Source organism: Micromonospora sp. NPDC049903 (assembly GCF_044460945.1).
Taxonomy (GTDB): Bacteria; Actinomycetota; Actinomycetes; order Mycobacteriales; family Micromonosporaceae; genus Micromonospora.
This window is the reverse complement of record NZ_JBITKL010000003.1, coordinates 70,410-94,161: the sequence shown is the minus strand read 5'-3', so window position 1 is coordinate 94,161 and position 23,752 is coordinate 70,410. Positions and strand designations below refer to the sequence as shown.

17 protein-coding genes are annotated in these 23,752 nt (G+C 73.6%); 6 read left to right on the top strand and 11 right to left on the bottom strand.

The features are described 5' to 3' along the window. Positions 1-29: 29 nt before the first annotated feature. On the bottom strand, positions 30-461 hold the full coding sequence (mraZ, locus tag ACIBO1_RS08195) for a division/cell wall cluster transcriptional repressor MraZ (RefSeq protein WP_396742614.1): 432 nt from the start codon (positions 459-461) through the stop codon (positions 30-32). Between the two features lie 353 nt (positions 462-814). Between mraZ and ACIBO1_RS08190 the strand changes: the two genes are divergently transcribed. Genes ACIBO1_RS08190 through ACIBO1_RS08180 form a run of 3 tightly spaced genes read left to right on the top strand, consistent with a single transcriptional unit; the run spans position 815 to position 3,481 of the window. Continuing rightward, positions 815-2,062 carry a MurT ligase domain-containing protein gene (locus ACIBO1_RS08190; RefSeq protein WP_396743271.1) on the top strand — a complete coding sequence of 416 codons (1,248 nt, stop codon included), beginning with the start codon at positions 815-817 and terminating at the stop codon, positions 2,060-2,062. Beyond that, complete coding sequence (locus ACIBO1_RS08185) at positions 2,052-2,771, top strand: type 1 glutamine amidotransferase (protein ID WP_396742612.1); 720 nt, start codon at positions 2,052-2,054, stop codon at positions 2,769-2,771. Before ACIBO1_RS08190 ends, ACIBO1_RS08185 begins: the two co-directional genes overlap by 11 nt. Beyond that, on the top strand, positions 2,714-3,481 hold the full coding sequence (locus ACIBO1_RS08180; protein WP_396743268.1) for a TVP38/TMEM64 family protein: 768 nt from the start codon (positions 2,714-2,716) through the stop codon (positions 3,479-3,481). Before ACIBO1_RS08185 ends, ACIBO1_RS08180 begins: the two co-directional genes overlap by 58 nt. Positions 3,482-3,727: 246 nt before the next feature. Here the strand turns inward: ACIBO1_RS08180 and ACIBO1_RS08175 are convergent, their stop codons facing one another. Continuing rightward, positions 3,728-4,135: a hypothetical protein gene (locus ACIBO1_RS08175; RefSeq protein ID WP_396742610.1), complete on the bottom strand. Its 408-nt coding sequence runs from the start codon at positions 4,133-4,135 to the stop codon at positions 3,728-3,730. A gap of 390 nt (positions 4,136-4,525) precedes the next feature. Continuing rightward, on the bottom strand, positions 4,526-7,360 hold the full coding sequence (gene leuS, locus ACIBO1_RS08170) for a leucine--tRNA ligase (protein WP_396742608.1): 2,835 nt from the start codon (positions 7,358-7,360) through the stop codon (positions 4,526-4,528). A 484-nt stretch (positions 7,361-7,844) separates the two neighbouring features. Here leuS and ACIBO1_RS08165 point away from each other — a divergent pair, with 484 nt between their 5' ends. From ACIBO1_RS08165 to ACIBO1_RS08155, 3 genes are read left to right on the top strand one after another with little or no spacing between them, the layout of a single operon-like run. After that, positions 7,845-8,903, top strand: a complete 1,059-nt coding sequence (locus ACIBO1_RS08165) for an AAA family ATPase (RefSeq protein ID WP_396742606.1) — start codon at positions 7,845-7,847, stop codon at positions 8,901-8,903. A gap of 1 nt (position 8,904) precedes the next feature. After that, complete coding sequence (locus tag ACIBO1_RS08160) at positions 8,905-10,203, top strand: DUF58 domain-containing protein (RefSeq protein WP_396742604.1); 1,299 nt, start codon at positions 8,905-8,907, stop codon at positions 10,201-10,203. Positions 10,204-10,219: 16 nt separating this feature from the next. Then, complete coding sequence (locus ACIBO1_RS08155; protein WP_396742602.1) at positions 10,220-12,694, top strand: DUF3488 and DUF4129 domain-containing transglutaminase family protein; 2,475 nt, start codon at positions 10,220-10,222, stop codon at positions 12,692-12,694. A 305-nt stretch (positions 12,695-12,999) separates the two neighbouring features. Here ACIBO1_RS08155 and ACIBO1_RS08150 read toward each other — a convergent pair whose 3' ends face one another. From ACIBO1_RS08150 to ACIBO1_RS08115, 8 genes are all read right to left on the bottom strand, one after another. Next, positions 13,000-13,398, bottom strand: coding sequence for a DUF3040 domain-containing protein (locus tag ACIBO1_RS08150; RefSeq protein WP_131056765.1), 399 nt, complete (start codon positions 13,396-13,398; stop codon positions 13,000-13,002). A 115-nt stretch (positions 13,399-13,513) separates the two neighbouring features. Then, complete coding sequence (locus ACIBO1_RS08145) at positions 13,514-14,773, bottom strand: DNA polymerase IV (RefSeq protein WP_396742600.1); 1,260 nt, start codon at positions 14,771-14,773, stop codon at positions 13,514-13,516. 39 nt (positions 14,774-14,812) lie between these two features. Further along, positions 14,813-16,039: an alkaline phosphatase family protein gene (locus ACIBO1_RS08140; RefSeq protein WP_396742598.1), complete on the bottom strand. Its 1,227-nt coding sequence runs from the start codon at positions 16,037-16,039 to the stop codon at positions 14,813-14,815. Then, positions 16,036-16,815, bottom strand: a complete 780-nt coding sequence (locus tag ACIBO1_RS08135) for a methyltransferase domain-containing protein (RefSeq protein WP_350696340.1) — start codon at positions 16,813-16,815, stop codon at positions 16,036-16,038. The genes ACIBO1_RS08140 and ACIBO1_RS08135 overlap by 4 nt, the downstream gene beginning before the upstream one ends. A 168-nt stretch (positions 16,816-16,983) precedes the next feature. Further along, entirely contained in the window at positions 16,984-20,358 is a 3,375-nt protein-coding gene (locus tag ACIBO1_RS08130; protein ID WP_396742596.1) for an error-prone DNA polymerase, read from the bottom strand. 78 nt (positions 20,359-20,436) lie between these two features. Continuing rightward, the gene (locus ACIBO1_RS08125) at positions 20,437-22,095 is read right to left on the bottom strand and encodes a DNA polymerase Y family protein (protein ID WP_396742594.1); all 1,659 of its coding nucleotides are present in this window, start codon (positions 22,093-22,095) and stop codon (positions 20,437-20,439) included. A 126-nt stretch (positions 22,096-22,221) separates the two neighbouring features. Further along, complete coding sequence (locus ACIBO1_RS08120) at positions 22,222-22,965, bottom strand: hypothetical protein (RefSeq protein ID WP_396742592.1); 744 nt, start codon at positions 22,963-22,965, stop codon at positions 22,222-22,224. Positions 22,966-23,018: 53 nt separating this feature from the next. Continuing rightward, a complete protein-coding gene (locus ACIBO1_RS08115) occupies positions 23,019-23,468 on the bottom strand; it encodes an SAV_6107 family HEPN domain-containing protein (RefSeq protein WP_396742590.1) in 450 nt (149 codons plus the stop codon). Between the last annotated feature and the right edge of the window lie 284 nt (positions 23,469-23,752).

Here is a 23,752-nt window from a genome sequence, read left to right as displayed (position 1 = left end):
TCTCGCAGTACGCCGGGCGTCGCCACGCCCTACAGACCGCCTGGCAGCACCCCCTCCTCGATGTCGGCGAAGTCGTCTTCGCTCTCGGCGAGGTAGGTCTCCCAGGCGACCTTGTCCCAGATCTCCACCCGGGTACTCGCGCCGATGACCACCAGGTCCCGGTCGAGCCCCGCGTAGCTGCGCAGGTGTGCCGGGATGGTCACCCGGCCCTGCTTGTCGGGTATCTCGTCGTGCGCGCTGGCGAAGAAGACACGGCTGTAGGCCCGGGCCGCCTTGTGCGTCATCGGCTGCGCGCGCAACTGATCCGCGATGCGCTGGAACTCAGGTGTCGGAAAGACGTAGAGGCAGCGCTCCTGCCCTTTGGTGATCACGACACCCCCCGCCAGCTCATCCCGGAACTTCGCCGGAAGGATCAACCGGCCCTTGTCATCCAGGCGCGGAGTGTGGGTGCCGAGAAACATCGGCCCAACCCCCTCGCCCTTAACGGCGTTCGCGCGCCGTTGACCCCCCGGGCCGGTGGGCCCCTCCCGGCCCCACCAATGCGCCCCACTCTACTCCACTTCCCTCCACCCGCAACCAGAATCGACCGCGCGGCGCGCCGTTGCGCGCCGCAAAACCGCACGTCAGCCGGGGTGGAGCGGAGTGGAGGGCGGCGGGGCGCCGGAGGGGGTCCGCTATCCGACATAGATCGACTCGGGCCGGGCCGGACGCCTGCGGTCGCACTCACCGACGAAGTGGACAGAACGGAACACCGTCGGCGGCGATCTGAGGGGTGGTCTGGTCCGGTAACCTCGCTCGCGTGACGGACGCGAAGATGCCCCTACGGGCGAAGGTGGCCAGCTCCGTGTCACGGACCGCCGCAGCCCTGTCGCGGGCTGCGGGCCGTGGCGACGGCTCGGTGATCGGTGGCTGGATCGGCCTCAAGATCGACCCGGACCTGCTGGCACACCTCTCCGCCGGACGGGCCATCGCGCTGGTCTCCGGCACCAACGGCAAGACCACCACCACCCGGCTGGCCGCCGCGGCCGTCGGCGTGCTCGGCCGGGTCGCCACCAACTCCTTCGGCGCCAACATGCCCACCGGGCACACCTCCGCCCTGGCCAAGGCGGGCAGCACACCGTACGCGGTGCTGGAGGTCGACGAGCACTACCTCGCGCAGGTGATCGAGGCGACCGAGCCGCACGTGGTGGCGCTGCTCAACCTCTCCCGCGACCAGCTCGACCGGGCCAAGGAGGTCGCCATGATGGCGCAGCTCTGGCGCGCGGCCCTGGTCCGGCACCCGGACATCCGGATCGTGGCCAACGCCGACGACCCGATGGTGGTCTGGGCGGCCACCCCGCCGGCCGCCCACGACCATCGGATCACCCCGCCGCACGTCACCTGGTTCTCCGCCGGTCAGCGCTGGCACGACGACTCGTGGGTCTGCCCCGAGTGCGGCTCGACCATCCAGCGCTCCGGCGAGCAGTGGTGGTGCAGCGGCTGCCCGCTGCGCCGGCCGCAGCCGCAGTGGACGGTCGACGACGAAGGGGTCCTGGACCCCACCGGCGCCTGGTACAAGGTGAAGCTCCAGCTCCCCGGCAAGGTCAACATCGGCAACGCGGCCACCGCCCTGGCCCTGGCCGCCGAGTTCGGCGTACGCCCGTTCGACGCGGTCCCCCGCCTCGGCGACGTCACCTCGGTCGCCGGGCGGTACGCCCAGGTCGAGCGGGACGGTCGGCTGGTCCGACTGCTGCTGGCGAAGAACCCGGCCAGTTGGCTGGAGGCGTTCGACATGGCCGAGCACGCCCCGACACTGCTGTCCATCAACGCCCGTGACCCCGACGGGATGGACACCTCCTGGCTCTTCGACGTCGACTTCGCCCCGCTGCGCGGACGTCAGGTGCTGATCACCGGCGACCGGGCGTACGACCTGGCGGTCCGGCTGGACGTCAACGGCGTGCCGTTCCAGCACGTACGCACGTTCGACGACGCCCTCCGGGCGGTGCCGCCGGGGCGGCTGGAGGTCATCGCGAACTACACCGCCTTCCAGGACATCCGAGCGGAGTTGGACCGTGTCAACTGAGACCCTGCGCATCGTCTGGATCTACCCCGACCTGCTGTCCACCTACGGCGACCGGGGCAACATGCTGATCCTGGCCCGCCGGGCGCAGCAGCGCGGCTTCCCGATCGAGGTGCTGGAGGTCCGCTCCGACCAGCAGATGCCCACCACCGCCGACATCTATCTCATCGGCGGCGGCGAGGACGGGCCGCAGGCGCTCGGCGCCCAGCGACTGCTCGCCGACGGCGGCCTGCACCGGGCCGTCGCCCAGGGTTCGGTGGTGTTCGGCGTCTGCGCCGGATACCAACTGCTCGGCACCTCGTTCTTCGCCAAGGGCACCCAGTACCGCGGTCTCGAACTGCTCGACCTCTCCTCCGACCGGGGCGAGACCCGTGCCGTCGGCGAGCTGGCCGGTGACATCGACGCCCGGCTGGGTCTGCCCCCGCTGACCGGCTTCGAGAACCACGGCGGTCGTACCCGTCTCGGCGCCGAGGTCTCCCCGCTGGCCCGGGTCACCGCCGGGATCGGCAACGACGGCGCCACCGAGGGGGCGTGGCGCGGCAAACTGCTCGGCACGTACTCGCACGGTCCCGCGCTGGCCCGCAACCCGGCCCTGGCCGACCTGCTGCTGCGCTGGGCCACCGGCGCGCAGCAGCTCCCGCCGCTCGACGACACCTGGGCCGACCGGCTGCGGGCCGAACGTCGGGCCGCGGTGGCCGCCGCCCGGGCATGACCCCGGCCGGCCGGCGGCTCGCGCGGTACTGGCGATCGGTACGACCGGTCGCCACCACACCGTCAGTCGTCCGGTTCGGCCTGCTGCTGCTCCTGATCGCCGGGTTCGGGGTGACCCTGGTGCTGGTGCCCCACCCCGACCCGACGGCACTGCCGCAGTTCGGCGACCGGCTGGGCGGCCTCGCCCCGATCGCCGGGGTCCTCGGCGGCGCGCTGCTGCTGGTGGCCCTGGTCCCCCGCACGTTCATCACGCTCGCGGCGGGCGCGGTCTTCGGCGCTCTGGAGGGTGCCGCGTACGCGCTGGGCGCCGCCCTGCTGGCGGCGGCGATCGGCTTCACCGTCGGTCGGGTGCTCGGGCGGGAGTTCGTCGCCGAACGCGTCCGGGGCCGGCTGGCCCGGCTGGACCGCTGGTTCACCCGGCAGAGCGTGCTTGGGGTGATCACCGTACGGCTGCTGCCGATCTCCGGCTTCGGCCTGGTCAGCTACGGCTACGGCACCACCGGCGCGCGGATCCTGCCGTTCCTCGTCGGCAGCGTGATCGCCTCCGCGCCGACGGCGTTCGGCTACGCCGCGGTCGGCGCTGCCGTCACCAGCCCCGGCGAGGTCAACTGGCTCGCCGCCACCCCCGCCGCGCTCGGCTTCATCGCCAGCGCGGTGCTCCTCGTCCGCTGGTGGCGCGCCGAACGCCGACACCGCACCGCCCAGACGTAAGGAGGGGTCCCCTGCTATCGCCTGGTGCATAGCAAGGGACCCCTGCTAACAACTCAGCAAGCGCGGTCGTGCCGCGCCCCCGAATCCCCGGCTGAGGCCGACCAACGTGGCCAGGCGCGCCACGCCGGCCGGTGCGCGCCGTCCCCGGCGATCTCGGCGAGGAGGGTACGCCCCGACGGCCGCACCCGGACCTCAGCCGGTGCCACACCGTCCGCGCTCACCAGCATTCGCCCCGCCCCGGCCAGGTCACCGGCCGACAGGCACGCGCGCGAAGTCCGGCAGATACGCATCCCGATACTCGGCAGGCAGCCGTCGCCATCCCTCCCGTCGCATCACCACCTCGTGCCGACCGATCGCCTCCGCCGCGTCGCCAGCCTCGACCGCCACCACCACTCGCGCCAGCTCCACCGCCACCGGCCCGAAGCACGTCCGGTACGGATCGTCGCCGAGGTCGAGCCGGTCCGCGTACTGCCGCGCCCGGTTCGTCATATCGCCGGCGTGGCGTACCTCGTCAGACGTGGCTGCGGCCAGGGCAGCCGGAGCAACAGTGTCCGGACCACCTCCGGTTCTGCTGTCGAGCAGTCCGGCGCAAGCCGATCGGCAGCCGCTCTCACCACATCGCCCCGCTCTCACCGCATCGCGCTGCATGATCACGCTCGATCCTGGATCGAGTGGCCTCGGTGACACCACGAGACCACTCGATCCCGGATCGAGCACGACCTTGCGAGGAGTCGCCGCACCCCGGGTCATCGGGTGAGGCCGACAAGCGCGCCACGGCATCCTCGCCGTGCTCGGTGAGATCCGTGTTTCTGCTCAGGAACTCGAAGACGCCGCCTTCGTACCACCGGAGCGTGCGGCACGTCTTCTTCCCGCCAACGTGGCCGCACGGGTGCCCGCCGCAGCACGGGATCGCACCGCACACGCGCCGGCATACCTTGCACCGGTGGGTTCGGCCGCCGAGCCGAGCACGGCGCTCGAATGTTAGGAGGGGTCCCCTGCTATGCACGAGGCGTTAGCAGGGGACCCCTCCTTACACCAACCGCGTCAGGCGACGACGGACACCATCCGGCCGGGGATCACGATGACCTTGCGCGGCTCCTTGCCGGCCAGCGCACCCGCCACCGCCGCCATCGCGGCGGACCGGACGTCGTCCTCGGCGGCGTCGGCCGGCACCTCGACCCGGCCCCGGACCTTGCCGTTGACCTGCACCGGGTAGGTGACGGTCTCGGCGACCAGCAGCGCCGGGTCGGCGACCGGGAAGTCCGCGTACGTCAGGGAGGTCTGGTGGCCCAGCCGCTGCCACAGTTCCTCGGCGATGTGCGGGGCCAGCGGCGCCACCATCAGCACCAGCGGTTCGGCCACCTCGCGCGGGGTGCTCGCCAGCTTGGTCACCGCGTTGGTCAGCTCGATCAGCTTGGCGATCGCGGTGTTGAACCGGATGCCCTCCATGTCGCCCCGGACGCCGTCGATGACCCGGTGCAGCAGTTGGCGGGTCTCCTCGTCGGCCGGTGCGTCGGTGACCCGCGACTCACCGGTCTGCTCGTCGACGACCGCCCGCCAGACCCGCTGCAGGAACCGGTACGAGCCGACCACCGCCCGGGTCTCCCACGGGCGGGACACCTCCAGCGGTCCCATCGACATCTCGTAGACCCGGAACGTGTCGGCGCCGTACGCGGCGCACATCTCGTCCGGGGTGACGATGTTCTTCAGGGACTTGCCCATCTTGCCGTACTCGCGGTTGACCTGGACGTCGCCCAGGAACCAGCCGCCGTCGCGCTCGACGACCTCTTCGGCCGGCACGTACGCGCCCCGGTCGTCGGTGTACGCGTACGCCTGGATGTAGCCCTGGTTGAACAGCTTGCGGAACGGCTCGAACGACGACACGTGCCCCAGGTCGAACAGCACCTTGTGCCAGAACCGGGCGTACAGCAGGTGCAGCACCGCGTGCTCGGCGCCGCCGACGTACAGGTCGACGCCACCGCAGTCGCCCTCGCCGCGCGGTCCCATCCAATACCGCTCGTTGTCCGCGTCGACGAACCGCCCGCCGTTGGTCGGGTCCAGGTAGCGCAGCTCGTACCAGCAGGAGCCGGCCCACTGCGGCATCACGTTGGTCTCCCGGGTGTACCGCTTCGGCCCGCCACCCAGGTCCAGCTCGACCTCGACCCAGTCGCGGCGGCGCGACAGCGGCGTCTCCGGGTCGCTGTCGGCGTCGTTCGCGTCGAAGGTGCGCGGCGAGAAGTCGTCCACCTCGGGCAGTTCGACCGGCAGCATCTCCTCCGGCAGCGCGATTGCGGCGCCGTCGGCGTCGTAGACGATCGGGAACGGCTCGCCCCAGTACCGCTGCCGGCTGAACAGCCAGTCCCGCAGCCGGTAGGTCACCGCGCCCTGACCGGCGCCGTCGGCCTCCAGCCAGGCGATGATCCGGGCCTTAGCGTCGGCCACCCCCAGTCCGTTCAGGTCCAGGCCGCGGTCGGGAGCGGCGCTGTTGATCGCCGGCCCCTCCCCGGTGTACGCCTTGCCGTCGAAGCCCTCCGGCGGCTGCACGGTACGCACGATCGGCAGCTCGAATACCTCGGCGAACTCCCAGTCCCGCTCGTCCTGTGCGGGTACTGCCATGATCGCGCCGGTGCCGTAGCCGGCCAGCACGTAGTCCGCAATGAAGATCGGCACCTGCCCGCCGGTGACCGGGTTGGTGGCGTACGCGCCGATGAAGACGCCGGTCTTCTCCTTGGTGTCGGCCTGCCGCTCGACGTCGGTCTTGGCCGCGGCCGACTTCCGGTACGCCTCGACGGCCGCCCGGGGACCGGTGTGCCCACCGGTCCACGCGTCCCGGGTCCCCTCCGGCCAGGCCGCCGGCACCAGCGCGTCGACCAGCTCGTGCTCGGGCGCCAGCACCATGTAGGTGGCCCCGAAGACGGTGTCCGGCCGGGTCGTGAACACCCGGATCGGCGCGGTGGGGGTCGGGAAGTCGATGTGTGCACCGGTGGACCGGCCGATCCAGTTGCGCTGCATCAGCTTGATCGGCTCGGGCCAGTCCAGCTTGTCCAGGTCGTCCAGCAGCCGGTCACCGTACGCGGTGATCCGCATCATCCACTGCTTCAGGTTGCGCTTGAAGACCGGGAAGTTGCCGCGCTCGGAGCGGCCGTCGGCGGTGACCTCCTCGTTGGCCAGCACCGTGCCCAGACCGGGGCACCAGTTCACCGGCGCCTGCGACACGTACGCCAGGCGGTGGTCGTCGACGATGGCGCGACGCTCGTCGGACGACAGCTCGGCCCACGGCCGACCGTCCGGGGTACGCCGGGTACCCCCGGCGAACTCGGCGATCAGCTCGCTGATCGGGCGGGCGCGACCGGCCTCGCGGTCGTACCAGGAGTTGAAGATCTGCAGGAAGATCCACTGCGTCCAGCGGTAGAAGTCGGTGTCGATGGTGGCCACCGAGCGCCGCTGGTCGTGGGCCAGCCCCAGCCGCCGCAACTGCTCCCGGTACCGCTCGATGTTGGCCTCGGTGGTCGTCCGGGGGTGGGTGCCGGTCTGCACCGCGTACTGCTCGGCGGGCAGGCCGAAGGCGTCGAAGCCCATCGCGTGCAGCACGTTGCGCCCGGCCATCCGCTGGTAGCGGGCGTAACAGTCGGTGCCGATGTAGCCCAGCGGGTGCCCGACGTGCAGCCCCGCGCCGGATGGGTACGGGAACATGTCCAGCACGTACAGCTTCTCCGCGCCGGAGCGCGGATGGGCCGGGTCGGCCAGCGGGCCGGACGGGTTCGGCGCGTGGAAGCTGCCCTCGCGTTCCCAGTGATCCTGCCAGCGGCGTTCGATCTCGTCGGCCAGCACGGCGGTGTACCGGAACGGTGGGGTGTCGTTGGTAGCTGCCTCGGTCATGGCCTTCTCCTCGCGTCGACCGGTGGGGTCTTCTCCGTGCTGGCTGGTCTCGTGTCCGTGCTCGGCGGCCCGCCCCGGGCCCCGGCGGGCACGAAAAAGCCCCTCGCACAGGAGGGGCCGCCGTGCTGTCGCGCCTGTCAGCGCGTCAGCACGGCTCGGTAAGAAGCAGGAAGACTCCGGCCATGACCGGCAGTGTACCGCGACCGTCACGGCGGTCCGCGTCTGGTCGCGTACGTCCCTCCCCCGCACGGGATCGGAACGTCCGCCGCCGCTTACCCGGCAGAACCGACGACATGCGCTGTGTGAACGACAAATAGCCCTCTAAGCACCCAAACACCTGCGCCGGTCGGCGTTGGCGAGAAACATGGTTAGCCTGAGAGGCCAGTGAGATTGCTGCGGCAGACGAGGCTCGCACGTCGCGAACCCAACGGCGGGTCCAGGTGCTCTGTACAGAGCTGCCGTGACAGCGACGAGGAGGAGGCCCGTGACACAACAGACCTGGGACGAAGTTGGCGGACTGCTGCCGCACGACGAGTTCCGCGCAGCGAGCGACGCCATCGTGGCCAACATCGAACAGGTCATCGAGGGCAAGACCGCCACCGTGCGGCTCGCTCTGGCCGTCCTGCTCGCCGAGGGTCATCTGCTCATCGAGGATGTGCCCGGCGTCGGCAAGACCAAGCTGGCCAAGGCCCTCGCCCGCTCCATCGACTGCTCCGTGCGCCGCATCCAGTTCACCCCCGACCTGCTGCCCAGCGACGTGACCGGCGTCAGCGTCTACAACCAGGAGACGCACGACTTCGAGTTCCGGCCGGGTGCCGTCTTCGCCAACCTGGTCGTCGGCGACGAGATCAACCGGGCCTCGCCGAAGACCCAGTCCGCGCTGCTGGAGTGCATGGAGGAGCGGCAGGTCACCGTCGACGGGGTGACATACCAGTTGCAGACCCCGTTCATGGTGATCGCCACCCAGAACCCGATCGAGATGGAGGGCACGTACCCGCTGCCGGAGGCGCAGCGGGACCGCTTCACCGCCCGGATCGCGATGGGTTACCCCGACCCGAACGCCGAGCTGGCCATGCTCGACGGCCACGGCGCGGTGGACCCGCTGCCGGCACTGCGCCCGGTCTCCGACGCCGACACCGTGCGCCGGCTGATCGGTCACGTCCGGCAGGTGCACGTCGCCGACGCGGTCAAGCAGTACGCGATCGACCTGGTCACCGCCACCCGGGAGGCACCCGACCTGCGGCTCGGCGCGTCCCCGCGGTGCACCCTGCAACTGCTGCGCACCGCCCGCGCGGTGGCCGCCCTCGACGGGCGTGACTACGTCCTGCCCGACGATCTCCAGGTACTCGCCGTACCGGTCCTGGCGCACCGGCTCATCCCCACCGCCGACGCCCAGCTCGCCCGGCGTACCACCGACGCGATCGTGGCGGACCTGGTGCACCGGCTGCCGCTGCCGCACGACCGCCAGCGCTCGCCGTACGACACCCGGCCGCCGGCCGGCAACGGCAACGGTCGGGCCCCGTTCGAACCCCGGAGGCCGTGACGTGCGTGACGGCCTCCGCGGCCTGACCACCCGCGGTCGATCCTTTCTGGCCGCCGCGCTGGCGGCCGCCGTCTCCGCCGGCATCCTCGGCGAGAAGGACCTGCTGCGGGTGGCCGTGCTGCTGGCCGTCCTCCCGCTGCTCGCCGCGCTCTACGTCGGCCGCAGCCGCTACAAGCTGGCCTGTCACCGCTCGCTGGACCCACACCGGGTGCCGGTCGGCGCCACCGCCCGGATGGTGTTGCGGTTGCAGAACCTGTCCCGGTTGCCCACCGGCACCCTGCTGCTGGAGGACCGACTGCCGTACGCGCTCGGCAGCCGGCCCCGGGTGGTGCTGGAACGGCTCGGCGCGCACCAGGCCAGCTCGGTGGCGTACACCGTGCGGGCCGACGTGCGCGGCCGGTACGAGGTGGGGCCGCTGGTGGTCCGGATGACCGACCCGTTCGGTCTGTGCGAACTGAGCCGGGCCTTCCCGGGCACCGACTCGCTGACCGTGGTGCCGCAGGTGGTGCCGCTGCCGGCGGTGCGGCTGCCCGGTGAGTACGCCGGCAGCGGCGAGAGCCGGGCCCGCTCGGTGGCCGTGCACGGCGAGGACGACGCGGCGACCCGCGAGTACCGGCGCGGCGACGACCTGCGCCGGGTGCACTGGAAGTCGACCGCGCGCACCGGGGAGCTGATGGTGCGCCGGGAGGAACAGCCCTGGGAGAGCCGGGCGACCGTCCTGCTGGACACCCGCGCGTACGGCCACCAGGGCGACGGCCCGACGGCCAGTTTCGAGTGGGCCGTCTCGGCCGCCGCCAGCATCGCCGTGCACCTGCGTCAGGCCGGCTACAAGCTGCGCCTGGTCACCGGCTCCGGCGCGGACGTGAACGCGACCGAGGGTGCCGGTGACGGCCTGCTGCTCGACCAACTCGCGGAGGTCCGGCTGGACCAACGCGTCGAGATCACCACCCTGGTGCAACACGTCCGGCAGCGCTCCGACGGCGGCCTGATCATCGGCGTCTTCGGGTCGCTGAGCACCGCCGAGGCGGAACTGCTGTCCGGGCTGCGGGCCAACGGTGCCACCTGCGTCTGCTTCCTGCTGGACAGCTCCGCCTGGCTGAACCTGCCGGCGCCGGCCCGGGCCGAGGCCGACCAGGCACACGACACCGCCGCGCTGGCGCTGATGCAGTCCGGCTGGCGGGTGATCGGCGTCGACCACGGCGGCCGGTTGCCGGCGCTCTGGCCGCAGGCCGGCCGGGGCTCGCAGGGGTTCGCCCTGCGGGCCGCGATGGCCGAGACGGTGGCCGGCGGCGTGCGATGAACGGAAGGTCCCCCTCATGATCGCCCATCGGAACCTGGGTCTGGTGGCCGCCGCCGCGACCCTGCTCGCCGCCGCGCCCCTGTCGGCCATCTTCGAACGGTGGACCTGGCTGGTGCAGGCCGTCATCGCGGTGGCCGCGGTGGCCGCCGCGGCGGCCCTGGCCCGGCTCGGCCGGACCCCGCTGTGGGCCCAGATCCTGGCCATGGTCGCCGGCCTCACCCTGGCCCTGACCTGGCTCTTCCCCAGCGGCGAGGAACTACTCGCGGTGCTGCCCACGCCGGCCACCTTCGGGCACTTCGCCGAGCTGCTCAGCACCTCGGTCGACGACATGCGCTCGCACGGCGTGAAGGTGCCCGACACCGACCCGCTGCTGTTCATCACGGTGCTCGGCGTCGGCGGGGTCGCGGTGCTGGTGGACGTGCTCTGTGTCGGGCTGCGCCGGCCCGCCCTGGCCGGTCTGCCGATGCTGGCCATCTACTCGGTGCCGGTGGCGGTCTACGTGGACAGCGTCCCGCCGCTGCCGTTCGCCATCGGAGCCGCCGGCTTCCTCTGGCTGCTGGTCACCGACAACGTCGACCGGGTCCGGCGGTTCGGCCGCCGGTTCACCGGCGACGGCCGCGACGTCGACATCTGGGAGGCGTCCCCACTGGCCGCCGCCGGACGACGGCTGGCGGTGGTGGGCCTGGCGCTGGCCGTCCTGGTGCCGCTGGCCATACCGGGCATGACCTCCGGTCTGATGAGCAACCTGAACTCCGGTGTCGGCAACGGTCTGGGCGGGCAGGGTTTCGGCGGCTCCCCCGGCCGCGTCGACCTGTTCGCCGCGCTCAGCGGCACGCTCAACCAGTCCGAGACCACCGACCTGGTGACGGTAACCACCACCGAGGAGGATCCGTTCTACCTGCGCTTCGGCGTCGCCGACGAGCTGCGCGGCGACGGCTTCCGGGTACGCGGTCCGAACGGCGGCCGGGTCACCGGTGAGCTGCCCGACCCGTCGGGCCAGCAGGTACGAGGGGTCGAGCGGACCCGGCACCGGGCCACCGTGGAGGTGACCCGGGCCCTGGCCATGCCGCTGCTGCCGGTGTACGCCGAGCCGGTCGACTTCACCGACCTGGACCGGAACTGGTTCTACGACCAGGACCTGCAAGTGGTCTTCTCGAACCGGGAGAACTCCCGGGAGAAGTCGTACTCGTTCGACTACGTCCGCTCGACGTACACGCCGCAGGCCCTGCGCTCGGCCCGGGCGCTGTCCGCCGACGATCCCCGGCGGGTCCAGCAGACCGTCACCCCCGACGTGCCCGAGGTGCGGGCCCTGGTGGCCGACCTGATCCGGGGCCAGCGCACCGAGTACGACAAGGTGCGCGCGATCTACGACTACTTCTCCGAGGACAACGGCTTCACCTACCAGCTCAGCACCGAGCAGGGCACCAGCGGGCAGGAGATCCTCGACTTCCTGGAGAACAAGGCCGGCTACTGCCAGCAGTACGCGGCGGCGCTGGCCTGGATGGTCCGCGACGCCGGCATCCCCGCCCGGGTGGCCTTCGGGTTCACCAACGGCAGCCGGCGTACCGCTGACACGCTCACCCTGACCAACCGGAACCTGCACGCCTGGACCGAGGTGTACTTCGACCAGATCGGGTGGGTGCCCTTCGACGCCACCCCGACCTACGGCGTGCCGGGCTCGGCCCGCTCCGCCTGGGCGCCGGACGTCGACGCCCCGGAGGACAACACCCCGCAGACCGACCCGACGGCCGCGCCCGACGCGGACGACCCGTCGGCCGGACCGGACGCCGGACCGGACCAGTTCCAGGAGGGCGACGACCCGGCCCTCGGCGCCGCCCCGGGCGCGCCCACCCAGCAGGCGCCGCGCTGGCCCTGGCTACTCGCCGTGGGCGTACTCGCCCTGCTGGCCCTGCTCGCCGTGCCGGCGCTGCGCCGACTCGCGCTGCGCCACCGGCGAGGTCGGCCCGCGCCGGTGATCCGGACGGTCGACGCGTCGGAGGCGACCGCCACCGGGGAGCACCGACCGGCGATGACGGTCGGCGCCGACCCGGACCGGGCACGGGCGGACGCACACGCCGCCTGGGACGAACTGCTCGACACCCTGGTCGACTACCGGATCCGGGTGGACCGGACGGAGACCCCCCGGGCGACCGCCGACCGGCTGGTCCGGGAGGCCCTCGCACCGGACACCGGGGCCGGTACGGCGGTCCGCCTGCTCGGCCGCGCCGAGGAGCGGGCCCGGTACGCGCGCGACCCGCTGACCGGCGAGCCGCTGCCCACGGCCCTGCGGACGGTACGCGGTGCGCTGGCCGAGCGGGCCGACCGACGTACCCGACTGATGGCGACCGTGTTGCCGCCGTCGGTGCTGCAACGCTGGCGCACCACCGTCGCGGACACCTCGTCGCGGCTGGTGAACTCCGGCGGTCAGGTACGCCACCGGCTGCTGCGGTTCAGTCCGCGTCGGCTGATCGCGAACCGCGCGAGTCGCTGACCCGCCCGGACCGGGGCACGACGACACGGGCCGGGTACCGGTGGACATCCACCCGTACCCGGCCCGTCGTGGTTCTTCCCTCGCGGACATGGCCTTACAACGCCGCGTGGCCTTCTGCCGCCGCCAGTCTTTCCACGCCGCGTGGCCTTCTGTCGTCGCCCGCCGGGCAGCGATCAGCGCGCCACGTCGCAGCCCTCGCCCTGGGCACCCCGAAGGGGCACCCGGACGACACACGTCCGTCGCACGCCGGAACGCCCCGGACCGGTCAGGCCCGGGACGGATGTCCCGCCGTCAGGAACAGCGGGTCAGCGGTGCCCCTCCGGGCGCTGACGCCACCGGTCCTCCATCCGGTCGAGGAAACCCCCCGACCGGCGGCCGGACCGTCCCCGGGACCGGCGACGACTCGCCGTGCCTCCGACGACGTGCAGGTCCGGTGACTGCGCCCGACGGTGCGACTGCACCGCGAACGCGGCCGAGGCCAGCATGACAACGAATCCCGCCACTGCCAACGGCGGAGTCTTGATCACCGCGCCATAGACCAACAACGCCAGGCCAGCGACGATCACGCCGGCAGCGACGAGCAGGCGACGCCGCGCGTGGAAACGCGGGTCGCTGGCGCGCACGGCCGAGGCGAACTTGGGGTCCTCGGCAAGCGACCGCTCGATCTGCTCGAACAGCCGCTGCTCGTGCTCCGAGAGCGGCACGGCACTCCTCCCCGGTCACGTTGGTCGGTCCGGTCGGACCGACAGACCGTGGCAGCCAACCGGCTGCTTACCCGCAAGTCTACGAGGGCCCTCGCGCGTCGGAAAGCGGGACGACCTACGGCCGCGTCGGATTTTCATTTCGTCGGGGATCACGCCCACCGAGAAGACTGGCCGGTCCTATGACGGACCGCCCGAATCGGGCAGCCGCGGCGTCCGCCGCGACCTCCGCCTCGCGCCAGCCCCGCTCGGGCGCACCGAGCGCGAGCTGCCGGGGTGTCTCGTCCGCCGCGGTCAGACCCTCCGCCCGTACGCCGACGAGGCGAATCCGCTCACCCGGTGCCAGAGCGGTGTAGAGCGACCAGACCGTGTCGAACATCTCCCGGGCCACGTCGGTGGGCACGTCGAGGGTGCGCGACCGGCTCACCGTGCGGAAATCGGCCATCCGCACCTTGAGTGACACGGTGCGTCCCACCTGCCCGGCTGCGCGCAGCCGGGCGCCGACCTTCTCGGCGAGCCCCAGCAGCGTACGCCGGATCTCGGTCGGATCTCGGACATCGACGTCGAAGGTGACCTCCGCGCCGATCGACTTCTCCGCGTGCTCCGGGCTGACCCGACGCGGATCGCGTCCCCACGCCAACTCGTGCAGGTGCGCGGCCGCCGCCGCGCCGACGGCGGTCCGCAGCATCCCCGGCGGTGCCTGGGCCAGGTCGCCCACCGTCCGCAGCCCGAGCCGCAGCAGGCTCTGCTCGGCCCGCTCCCCTACTCCCCACAGGGCGGCCACCGGCAACGGATGGAGGAAGTCGAGGACCTGCGCGGCCGGGACCACGAGCAGGCCGTCCGGCTTGGCCCGGGTCGACCCGAGCTTGGCCACGAACTTGCTCGACGCCACCCCCACCGAACAGGTCAGCTCCTGCTCGGCGGCGACCCGCTCGCGGATCCGGCGGGCGATCGCGGCCGGCGGGCCGAACAGTCGCCGGGCCCCCGCGACGTCCAGGAACGCCTCGTCCAGGGAGAGCGGCTCGACCAGCGGCGTGACGTCCCGGAAGATCTGCATGACCGCCCGCGAGGCGGCCGAGTAGCGGCTGAAGTCCGGTGGCAGGAACACCGCGTGGGGGCAGAGCGCCCGGGCCCGCATCGTCGGCATCGCGCTGCGGACGCCGTACCGCCGGGCCTCGTAGCTGGCGGAACTGACCACGCCGCGCGGACCGACCCCGCCGACCACGACGGCCTTTCCGCGCAACTCCGGCCGGTGCCGCACCTCCACCGAGGCGAAGAAGGCGTCCATGTCGACGTGCAGGATCGAGCAGCCGGCGTCGTCGGAGTCCGGCCCGAACCGGGGATCGCCGCCCCGGGGCAACGACTGGCTGCGTCCCACCCCGGCAGGTTAACCCGGGGGTGGGACGCAGACGGCCGGTCAGCCCCGCAGCACCAGCAGCGGAATCGTCATCTCGGCCGCGGTGTCCGCGCCGTGGAAGGCCACCAGCCGGGACACCATCGGGCTCTCCGACCGGCTGGCCAGCACGGCGTACGTGTCGTTGCAGACCACCACCACGTCGCCGACCCGCTCCAGGTGCGCCTCGGGCACCGGCCCGAACCAGCCGGTGGCCACCGCCTCGTCCCGCACCATCACCCGGGCGGCGTCGCCGAGCACGGCCGACCAGGCCGCCACCACGTCGGCGGTGGCACCCGGCGCGGTGTGCAGGTACCGCACCCGGGGCTCGCCCGCGACCACCCGCACCCCGTCGGTCAGCCGGGGGTCGGTGTCCAGGTCGAACCGGTGCTCCGCGGGCACGTCGAGCTGGCCGTGGTCGGCGGTGACCAGCAGCGCCCCGTCCGGCGGCAACCCGTCCACCAACCGGGCCAGCAGCCCGTCCACCTCGGCCACCGACGCCCGCCAGGGCGCCGAGTCGACGCCGCTGAGGTGCCCGTCGCGGTCCACGTCCGGGTGGTAGCCGGAGACCAGGGTGGGGCCGCGTCCGGCGGTCAGCGCGGTCAGCATCGTGGCGGCCACCGCGTCGACCCCGGCCGCGCCCCGGTAGTCCCCGCCCCGGTTCGCGGCCAGAGTCAGCCCACTGCCGCCGAACTCCGGCCGACTGACCACGGTCACCGCCACCCCGGCGGCCCGGGCCCGCTGCAACTGGGTGGCGACCGGCTGCCAGCGCAGCGGCGACGGGTCGCCGGACCACTCGATGTGGTTGAGCACCCGCTCGGTGCCGGGCACCCGCAGCGTGAAGCCGAGCACCCCGTGCGCGCCGGGTGCCGCCCCGGTGCCCAGGGTGACCAGGCTGACCGGGGTGGTGGAGGGGAAGCCGCAGGTGAGTGGCCGACCGGCCGCCGCGGTCAGCCCGGCCAGGGTCGGCGCGTACGGCGCGGCGGTCGGGATCTGGTACCAGCCGAGCCCGTCGACCAGCAGCACCGCGATCCGGCGTACGCCGGGCAGGTCGACGCCGAGGCCGAGCAGGTCGGCGGCACCGGGCACGCCGAGCACCGCGAGCGCGCTGGGCAGCACGTCGGCGAGGCTCCCCCCGCCGTACTCCGGCGCGACGGGTGTAAGGAAGGGCACCTTGTTAACGCCTGGTGCATAGGAGGGGACCCCTCCTAACACCGAGGGCTCCAACGCCGACCCGCCCGGGCCGGTCATGCCGGACGGCGGGCGAACAGGTGCAGTTGCGCCGCCAGGTCCCGCCAGGGCGGCCGGGCGGCCAACGCCCGTTCCAGCTCCAGCAGGGCGCCCGGCTGGCCGTCCGCCACGGCCGCGGGCAGCAGGTCGGCGAGTACGCGTACTCCGTGGATCTCCTCGACGGCGAGCCCGGCGGCGGCCAGCAGCGCGGTGGCACCGTCGGCGTCGAAGCGTCGACGCAGCGTGTCCCGGGGGCCGGCGCTGCCGTCGGGGTCGGCGGCGAGCGCCGTCGCCACGTCCAGGTGGCCGTTCATCGCCCGACCGAGCACCGCCGCCGCCCGCCCGGCGACCAGCACGCTGGCCGCACCGCCCGGCCGCAGCGCCCCGGCCAGCGCGGCCACCACCGGCGCCGGGTCGTCGACGACCTCCAGGACGGCGTGGCAGAGCACCAGGTCCACACTGGCCGGCTCGACCAGGCCGGCGAGGGCGTCGCCGTCGCCCTGCACCGCGCGTACCCGCTGCGCCACCCCGGCCTCGGCGGCCCGGCGGCTGAGCGCGGCCAGCGCGTCGGGGCTGGCGTCGACCACGGTGACCCGGTGCCCGGCCCGGGCCAGCGGCACGGCGAAGCCACCGGTGCCGCCGCCGACGTCGAGCACGGTCAGCTCGGCGGCGGGCCGACGGTCCAACTCGGCGCGGAGCACCGACCAGACCACGGCGGTACGGGGGGTGAGCGGCGGCCCGGCCGGATTCGGGGTCTGTTCCACCCGGTCGAGCCTAGGGCCTGCCCGGCCGATCATGTACGGCGAGGCACGCCGTCCGGGGCAGCAGGCGGGCCACTGCAAGGCACGCCGTCGGGACATCAGGTGGGCGCACGGCGAACCACACCGCCGGCGACAGGCCGGTCAGCGGCCGGGTCGAGGCGACGGCGGGCCCACTCGACCGTCCGGGCCGAGGCGGCGGGCCGGTCAGCGGAAGTCGCGGGACGCGGGGCTGACCGGCGGCTCGATCGCGTCCAGCCGGTCGGCGACCAGGTTGACCACTCCCTCGTGCCGCTGCAACAACCCGCGCACCACCAGCGCGGCGCTGGTCCGGGCCACCCGCCGGTGCCGCTGCCACAGCCCCGGCGAGCAGGTGACGTTGAGCATGCCGGTCTCGTCCTCCAGGTTGAGGAAGGTGACCCCGCCTGCGGTCGCCGGGCGCTGCCGGTGGGTGACGATCCCGCCGACCCGGATCCGTCGGCCCGGCTCCACCCGCCCCAGCCGGTCGATCGGCACCGCGCCCAGGGCGTCCAGCCGGGGGCGGATGAACCGGGCCGGGTGGTGTTCCGGGGACAATCCGGTGGCCCACACGTCGGCGACCAGCCGGTCCACCTCCTCCATGCCGGGCAGGGTGGGTGCCGTCGCGCCGGTCACCGTGCCGGGCAGGCGGTCCGGCCGGTCCTGCGCCGCCGCGCCGGCCGCCCAGAGCGCCTGCCGTCGGCTCAGCCCGAAACAGGCGAAGGCGTCCGCGGTGGCCAGCGCCTCCAGGTGGGCCGCGGTCAGACCCACCCGCCGGGCCAGATCCGGCATGTCGCGGTACGGCCCGTTCGCCGTCCGTTCCGCCTCGATCCGCTCGGCCACCGGATCGCCGAGGGTACGCACGCTGGACAGCCCCAGCCGTACGGCCGGACCGCCCAGCCCCCAGGCGTGCGGCGGCTCGCCGGGCCGGCTGCCCCAGCGGGTCTGCGGGGTGGACTCCAGCACCGGCTTCGCGCCGCTGGCGTTGACGTCCGGGCGGCGTACCTCCACGCCGTGCCGGCGAGCGTCGTCGACCAGGGTCTGCGGCGAGTAGAAGCCCATCGGCTGGGCGCTGAGCAGCGCGGCCAGGAACGGGCCCGGGTGGTAGCGCTTGAGCCAGGAACTGGCGTAGACCAGGTAGGCGAAGCTCATCGCGTGGCTCTCCGGGAAGCCGTAGCTGGCGAACGCGGTGAGCTTGCGGTAGACGTCGTCGGCCAGCTCGCCGGTGATGCCGCGCTCGGCCATGCCCTGATAGAGCCGGTCGGCGATCTTCGCCATCCGCTCCACCGACCGTTTGGCCCCCATCGCCCGGCGCAACTCGTCGGCCCCGGCCGCGTCGAACCCGGCCAGGTCGATGGCGAGCTGCATCAGCTGCTCCTGGAACAGCGGTACGCCCAGCGTCTTCTCCAACGCGTTGCGCATCAGCGGGTGCGGGAAGGTCACCTCCTCCTGCCCGCTCTTGCGCCGGATGTACGGGTGCACCGAGCCGCCCTGGATCGGGCCGGGCCGGATCAGCGCCACCTCGACCACCAGGTCGTAGAACGTCCGGGGGCGCAGCCGGGGCAGGGTGGCCATCTGGGCACGGCTCTCCACCTGGAACACCCCGACCGAGTCGGCCCGGCAGAGCATGTCGTAGACCTCCGGGTCCTCCAGCGACATGTCGCCGAGGTCCAGGCTCATCCCGATCATGTCGTACCCGTAGTGCAGCGCGGAGAGCATGCCCAGGCCGAGCAGGTCGAACTTGACCAGGCCGACGGCGGCGCAGTCGTCCTTGTCCCACTGGAGCACGCTGCGGCCGGGCATCCGGCCCCACTCCACCGGACAGACCTCGATCACCGGCCGGTCGCAGATCACCATGCCGCCGGAGTGGATGCCCAGATGCCGGGGGAAGCCCGCCCACCTCCCCGAGCCACCAGTCAGTTCGTTGGCGTACGCGATCACCTGCTCGGGGATCTCCGGCACGTCCACCGTGGCCACGTCGCCCCACCGGTCGATCTGCTTGCTCCACGCGTCCTGCTGACCCGGCGAGAAACCGAACGCCTTGGCCACGTCCCGCACCGCCGACCGGGGCCGATAGGAGATCACGTTGGCCACCTGGGCGGTGTGCTCCCGCCCGTACCGGGCGTAGACGTGCTGGATGACCTCCTCCCGGCGGTCGGACTCGATGTCCACGTCGATGTCGGGCGGGCCGTCGCGCTCCGGGGCCAGGAAGCGCTCGAACAGCAGCCGGTGCCGGACCGCGTCCACGTTGGTGATCCGCAACGCGTAGCAGACCGCCGAGTTCGCCGCCGAGCCCCGGCCCTGGCAGTAGATGTCCGCCCGCCGGCAGAAGTCGACGATGTCGTAGACCACCAGGAAGTAGCCGGGGAAGCCCAGCTCCTCGATCATGTTCAGTTCGTGGTCGAGCTGCGCGTACGCCTGCGGATGCGCCTCGCGCGGGCCGTAGCGTTCCCGCGCCCCCTCGTCGGTGAGGTGCCGCAGCCAGCTCATCTCGGTGTGCCCCGGCGGCACCGGGTACGCCGGCAGCCGGGGCGCGACGAGCTGGAGGTCGAAGGCGAGTTCCGCGCCGAACTCGGCGGCCCGGGCCACCGCCCCCGGGTACGCGGCGAAGCGCGCCGCCATCTCGGCACCACTGCGCAGGTGGGCGGTGCCCGCGGCGGGCAGCCAACCGTCGATCTCGTCCAGGCTGCGCCGGGCCCGCACGGCGGCAACGGTGGTGGCCAGCCGACGCCGGCCGGGGGTGGCGTAGTGCACGTTGTTCGTGGCGACCGTGGGCAGCCCGGCGGCAGCGGCCAGCTCGGCCAGCGCGTCGTTGCGGTCGCCGTCGACCGGGTGCCCGTGGTCGGTCAGCTCCACCGCCACCGTCTCCGCGCCGAACAGCTCGGTGAGCCGGTCCAGCTCCCGGGCCGCCGCGTCCACCCCCTCGGTGAGCAGGGCGGACGGCACGTGCCCCTTGCGGCAGCCGGTCAACACCAGCACGTGGTCGCGCAGGTCGGCGGCCACCTCCTCCAGCTCGCCGTAGACCGGGCGACCCTTCTCCCCGCCGCGCAACTGGGCCCGGGCGATGGTCGTGGCCAGCCGCGCGTACCCCTCGTGGCCGTGCGCCAGCACCAGCAGGTGGTTGCCGTGCGGGTCGGGTACGCCCTGCTGCGGGCCGGGCAGGCCGAGGGACAGCTCCGCCCCGAAGATCGTCGGCAGGTCCAGCGCGCGGGCCGCCTCGGCGAAACGCACCACGCCGTAGAAGCCGTCGTGGTCGGTGACGGCGAGCGCGGTCAACCCCAGCCGGACCGCCTCCTCGGCCAGTTCCTCGGGATGGCTGGCCCCGTCGAGGAAGCTGAAGTTGGTGTGCGCGTGCAGCTCGGCGTACGGCACCACACCGTCCGGGCGGGCCAGCTCGGGCGGATGGTACTGCTCCCGGCTCCGGCTCCAGGCCGGCGAGTCGCCGCCGTCGGCGTCGACCGCGAGGGGATCCACCACCCGCAGGTGCCGTTCACCCTCCCCGGTACGCCCGGAGAGCACCCGCTCCAGCTCCGACCAGGGCAGCCGAGGATTGTGGAAACTCACCGTCCCACCCCACCCACCGAGATCTTGGTACGTTCCGGCCCTCCCGGGGGACGGAACGCACCAAGATTCACTTCCGCCTCAGTCATAGACCGCCTCCAGGAGCCACCGGCCGGATTCGACGGCGAGCAGCAGGGCGCTGCCGTCGGCCAGGCTGACCTGGAAACGGGCCCGCCGACACGCCTCGACCGGGTCCCACCACCGCTCGTCGACCGGCCACGGGCCGGCCCAACCGACGATCTCGACCGGCACACCACCCCGGCCGACGGCTCCGTCCGCCGGACCACCCGCACCGGCAGTCCCCGCCGGTGCGCTGCGCCGGGTGACCTGGGCGCCGGCCTCCACCTCGATGATCAACTGGGCCGGTGGGGCGCTCACCGTCAATCGCGCGCTCACCACGACCGGTGCGCCGGTGGCGTCCAGCACGCTCGCGGTGAGCGGGGTGGGCAGCACCACGGCCGGCGAAGGCGGCGGCAGCCGCCCTGGCCAGGACGGTACGGCCGAACCGGCGCCGGGACGGGCCGGTAACCGCTCGTCGCCCCAGGGCACCATTCGCGTCTGGTCGGCCGGCGACCGGCCCCCACCGAGTACGGCGGTGACCACCGCCTCCGGGCCGAGCAGGCCCTGTACCCGGCTCAGCGCCCGGTGTGCCCGCTCGCGTTCCGCACCGGTCTCGCCCCACAGCCCCGGTTGCAGACCGGCCTGGGCCAGCACCCCGTCCGGTACCAGCCGCAGCCGGACGATCCCTGCGGTGGGCCGGGGCGGCCGGTCACCGCCCCGTCGGCCACCACCGGAGAGCCAACCGTCCAGTTGCCAGCGGACCCGGTCGGCGATCGCCGCCGCGCTGAGCAGACCGTCGTGCCGCCAGACCCGGTGCAACTCCTGGCCGTGCGCGGTCACCGCCTCGATGCCGAGCCGGGTGCAGGCCAGCCCGTGCCCGGCGAGCCGCTCGTGCAGCCGCTCGGCCAGCGTCCGCGCCGCGAACGCCGCCACGTCGACGCGCTCGATGGGCTCGTCCAGGTCGGCGGTGACCGTCAGGTCCACAGGCGGACGTCGGACCGCCAGCGGCCGGTCGTCGCCACCGATGGCCAACCGGTGGGCCAGCGCCCCGTCGAACCCGAACCGGGCCAGCACGTCACCGGCGGCCAGCGCGGCGAAGTCGCCGAGCGTACGCACCCCGAGCCGGCGCAACAGGTCGGCCAGGGCGGGTCGCCCGAGTGCCTCGACCGGCTGGACGGCCAGGAACGCCGGCGTCGCACCGGGCGACACGATCCGCCCCTCCCGCGCGGCCAGCCCGGCGGCGAACACCCCGTCGGCGATGCCGACCTGGCTCTCCACCGCGCAACTCTGCGCAACGTGCTCGACGATCCGCTCGGCCGCCGCCTCCTCACCGCCGAAGTACCGGACCGGTCCCCGGGCAGCCAGCGCACAGGCCCCTGGACGGACCACCTCGACCCCGACCGCCACCTCCTCGACCGCGGCCACCACCGGCTCGAACGCCCGGGCGTCCCGACCCGGATCGTGGTCGACGACGGTGAGTCCCGGACAGCGCCCCTGCGCCTCCCTGCGGCGCAGCCCCCGACGCACCCCCTCGGCACGGGCCTGCTCGGAGCAGGCGACCACCCGGTTGGCGTGCAGCACCGCGACCGGCCCGGTGGCGGGCACCCCGTCGACGATCTCGGCGGCGAGCACCGGCCAGTCCGGGCACCAGAGCAGCAGCGTCCGAGCCGACGTGCTCATGTCGGCGCTCCGCGCCGCCATGAGGCACCACAGAGCTGACGACTCACTCGCTGACGCTCGCTCATAACGACGCTCCGCGCCGCCATGAGGCACCACAGAGCTGACGACTCACTCGCTGACGCTCGCTCATGTCGCGCGCTCCGCGATGTGTGGGGAGGTCAGCACGCGGAACCGGGCGGGGTGTGACCGGGCGGCGGTGGTGGGGCGGGGGATGACGCGGGTCAGCTCGTCGCCGGGCAACCACACCGTGAGCTCCTTGGCGCGGGCGGCCGCGCCCCGCCCGTGTGCCGAGATGGTCACCTCCCGGCGGCGCAGCCGTCCCCGCCCCGCCCCGAGTCCCTCCCAGGCGCCCCGGACCACCTGGAGTGTCAGGTCCGCCCCGTCCCACCGGCCGAACGGCACGAGCACGCTGCCGCGTTGACGGGCCCGGGCTGCCAACCGGGCGGTGACCGAGGTGGAGACGGTGGCGGGTACCGCAGTCACCACCACGTCGACCCCGTCGATGAGCGCGGCGACGACGGTGGGCCACTCGGGGCCTGGCTGCGACACCAGGGCGAGCCGGTCCAGGGCGATCCCGGCCTCGGCCGCCGCACCGGCGCCGAAGGTCGGCATCCCGACCACGGCACACCAGGAACCAGCCCGGGACGCCTCGGCGAGCAGGGCGAGCAGCAGCGAGGTGGTGCCGCTGTGCCGGGACTGCCCGACGCCGACCGCGATGGTGCTGCCCCGTCGCAGTCCACGACCGGGCAGCAGCCCGGTCAGCTCGGGACGGACAGGGAGTATCCGGTGGCCGCCTGCCGGGTGGGGTGCGCTGGCCGGACGCACCAACCCGGCCAGCGCGGCGGAACCGACCACCATGCGGCCCGCCATCGGACCTACCCCCCGTCGTGTCGCCACCGGTGCCCGCCGGTGGGTGGTGCTGGTCAGGCGACGAGACCGTCGATCGCCGGCTGATGTGCCAGGCCGAGCGCGGCCTCCACCACCGTCACGAACTCTTCGGCGGCGCGGAGCAGGTCGTCGGCCTCCCGGGCGGTGACCACCCGGGGTATGCCGGCCTCGGCGGCGGCGCGCTTGCCGGCGCCGAGGGCGAAGTAGGCGGCCCACTCGTCGAGCTCGGGGGCGACGACCGCGAGCAGCACCCAGACGCTGGTGATCCGGTTGCGTCGGGTGGGTGCGGGACGGGCGCGGGCGGCGAGCACCGCGGCGGCGGCGCGCAGCGCCGCGAGGTGGGCGGCGGCGTACCGGAGGCCGTCGGGGCCGGTCCGGACGGCCTCGGCGAGGCCCTGCCGGGCCACGGTGAGCAGTTGGGCGGGAGTGCGGTGCGGCAGCACGTGCGCGGGCACCGTCGGCGCCTGGGCCGGACTGGTCGGCATGGTCTCCTCCACGTGGGCCGGAGCGGGGCGGTCGCGCGACGGGTGGACCCGTCGGCGCGGTACGCGCCCGCGGCGGGCGGTGCGGAGGAAGACGCACCAGGTAGGTGGCCGGCCGGGTGCGGAGCTTCCCCACACCCCACCCGGCCGGCGTTACCGGCGGGTCCGTCGGGCGCCGCCCCGGGGGGGGGGGGGGGGGGCCCCCGCCCGCCCGGCGGGGGCGGGCGCGCGCCTGGCCCGCGCCCCGGTGCGGTACCCGGCCCCCCACCGGTCGGGGGACGGGGGCG

Bases quoted from the DNA above. Each gene is read 5' to 3' on its own strand.
- mraZ (WP_396742614.1), bottom strand. From the start codon at position 461: ATGTTTCTCGGCACCCACACTCCGCGCCTGGATGACAAGGGCCGGTTG.
- ACIBO1_RS08190 (WP_396743271.1), top strand. From the start codon at position 815: ATGCCCCTACGGGCGAAGGTGGCCAGCTCCGTGTCACGGACCGCCGCA.
- leuS (WP_396742608.1), bottom strand. From the start codon at position 7,360: ATGACCGAGGCAGCTACCAACGACACCCCACCGTTCCGGTACACCGCC.
- ACIBO1_RS08155 (WP_396742602.1), top strand. From the start codon at position 10,220: ATGATCGCCCATCGGAACCTGGGTCTGGTGGCCGCCGCCGCGACCCTG.
- ACIBO1_RS08140 (WP_396742598.1), bottom strand. From the start codon at position 16,039: ATGACCGGCCCGGGCGGGTCGGCGTTGGAGCCCTCGGTGTTAGGAGGG.
- ACIBO1_RS08135 (WP_350696340.1), bottom strand. From the start codon at position 16,815: ATGATCGGCCGGGCAGGCCCTAGGCTCGACCGGGTGGAACAGACCCCG.
- ACIBO1_RS08125 (WP_396742594.1), bottom strand. From the start codon at position 22,095: ATGAGCACGTCGGCTCGGACGCTGCTGCTCTGGTGCCCGGACTGGCCG.
- ACIBO1_RS08120 (WP_396742592.1), bottom strand. From the start codon at position 22,965: ATGGCGGGCCGCATGGTGGTCGGTTCCGCCGCGCTGGCCGGGTTGGTG.
- ACIBO1_RS08115 (WP_396742590.1), bottom strand. From the start codon at position 23,468: ATGCCGACCAGTCCGGCCCAGGCGCCGACGGTGCCCGCGCACGTGCTG.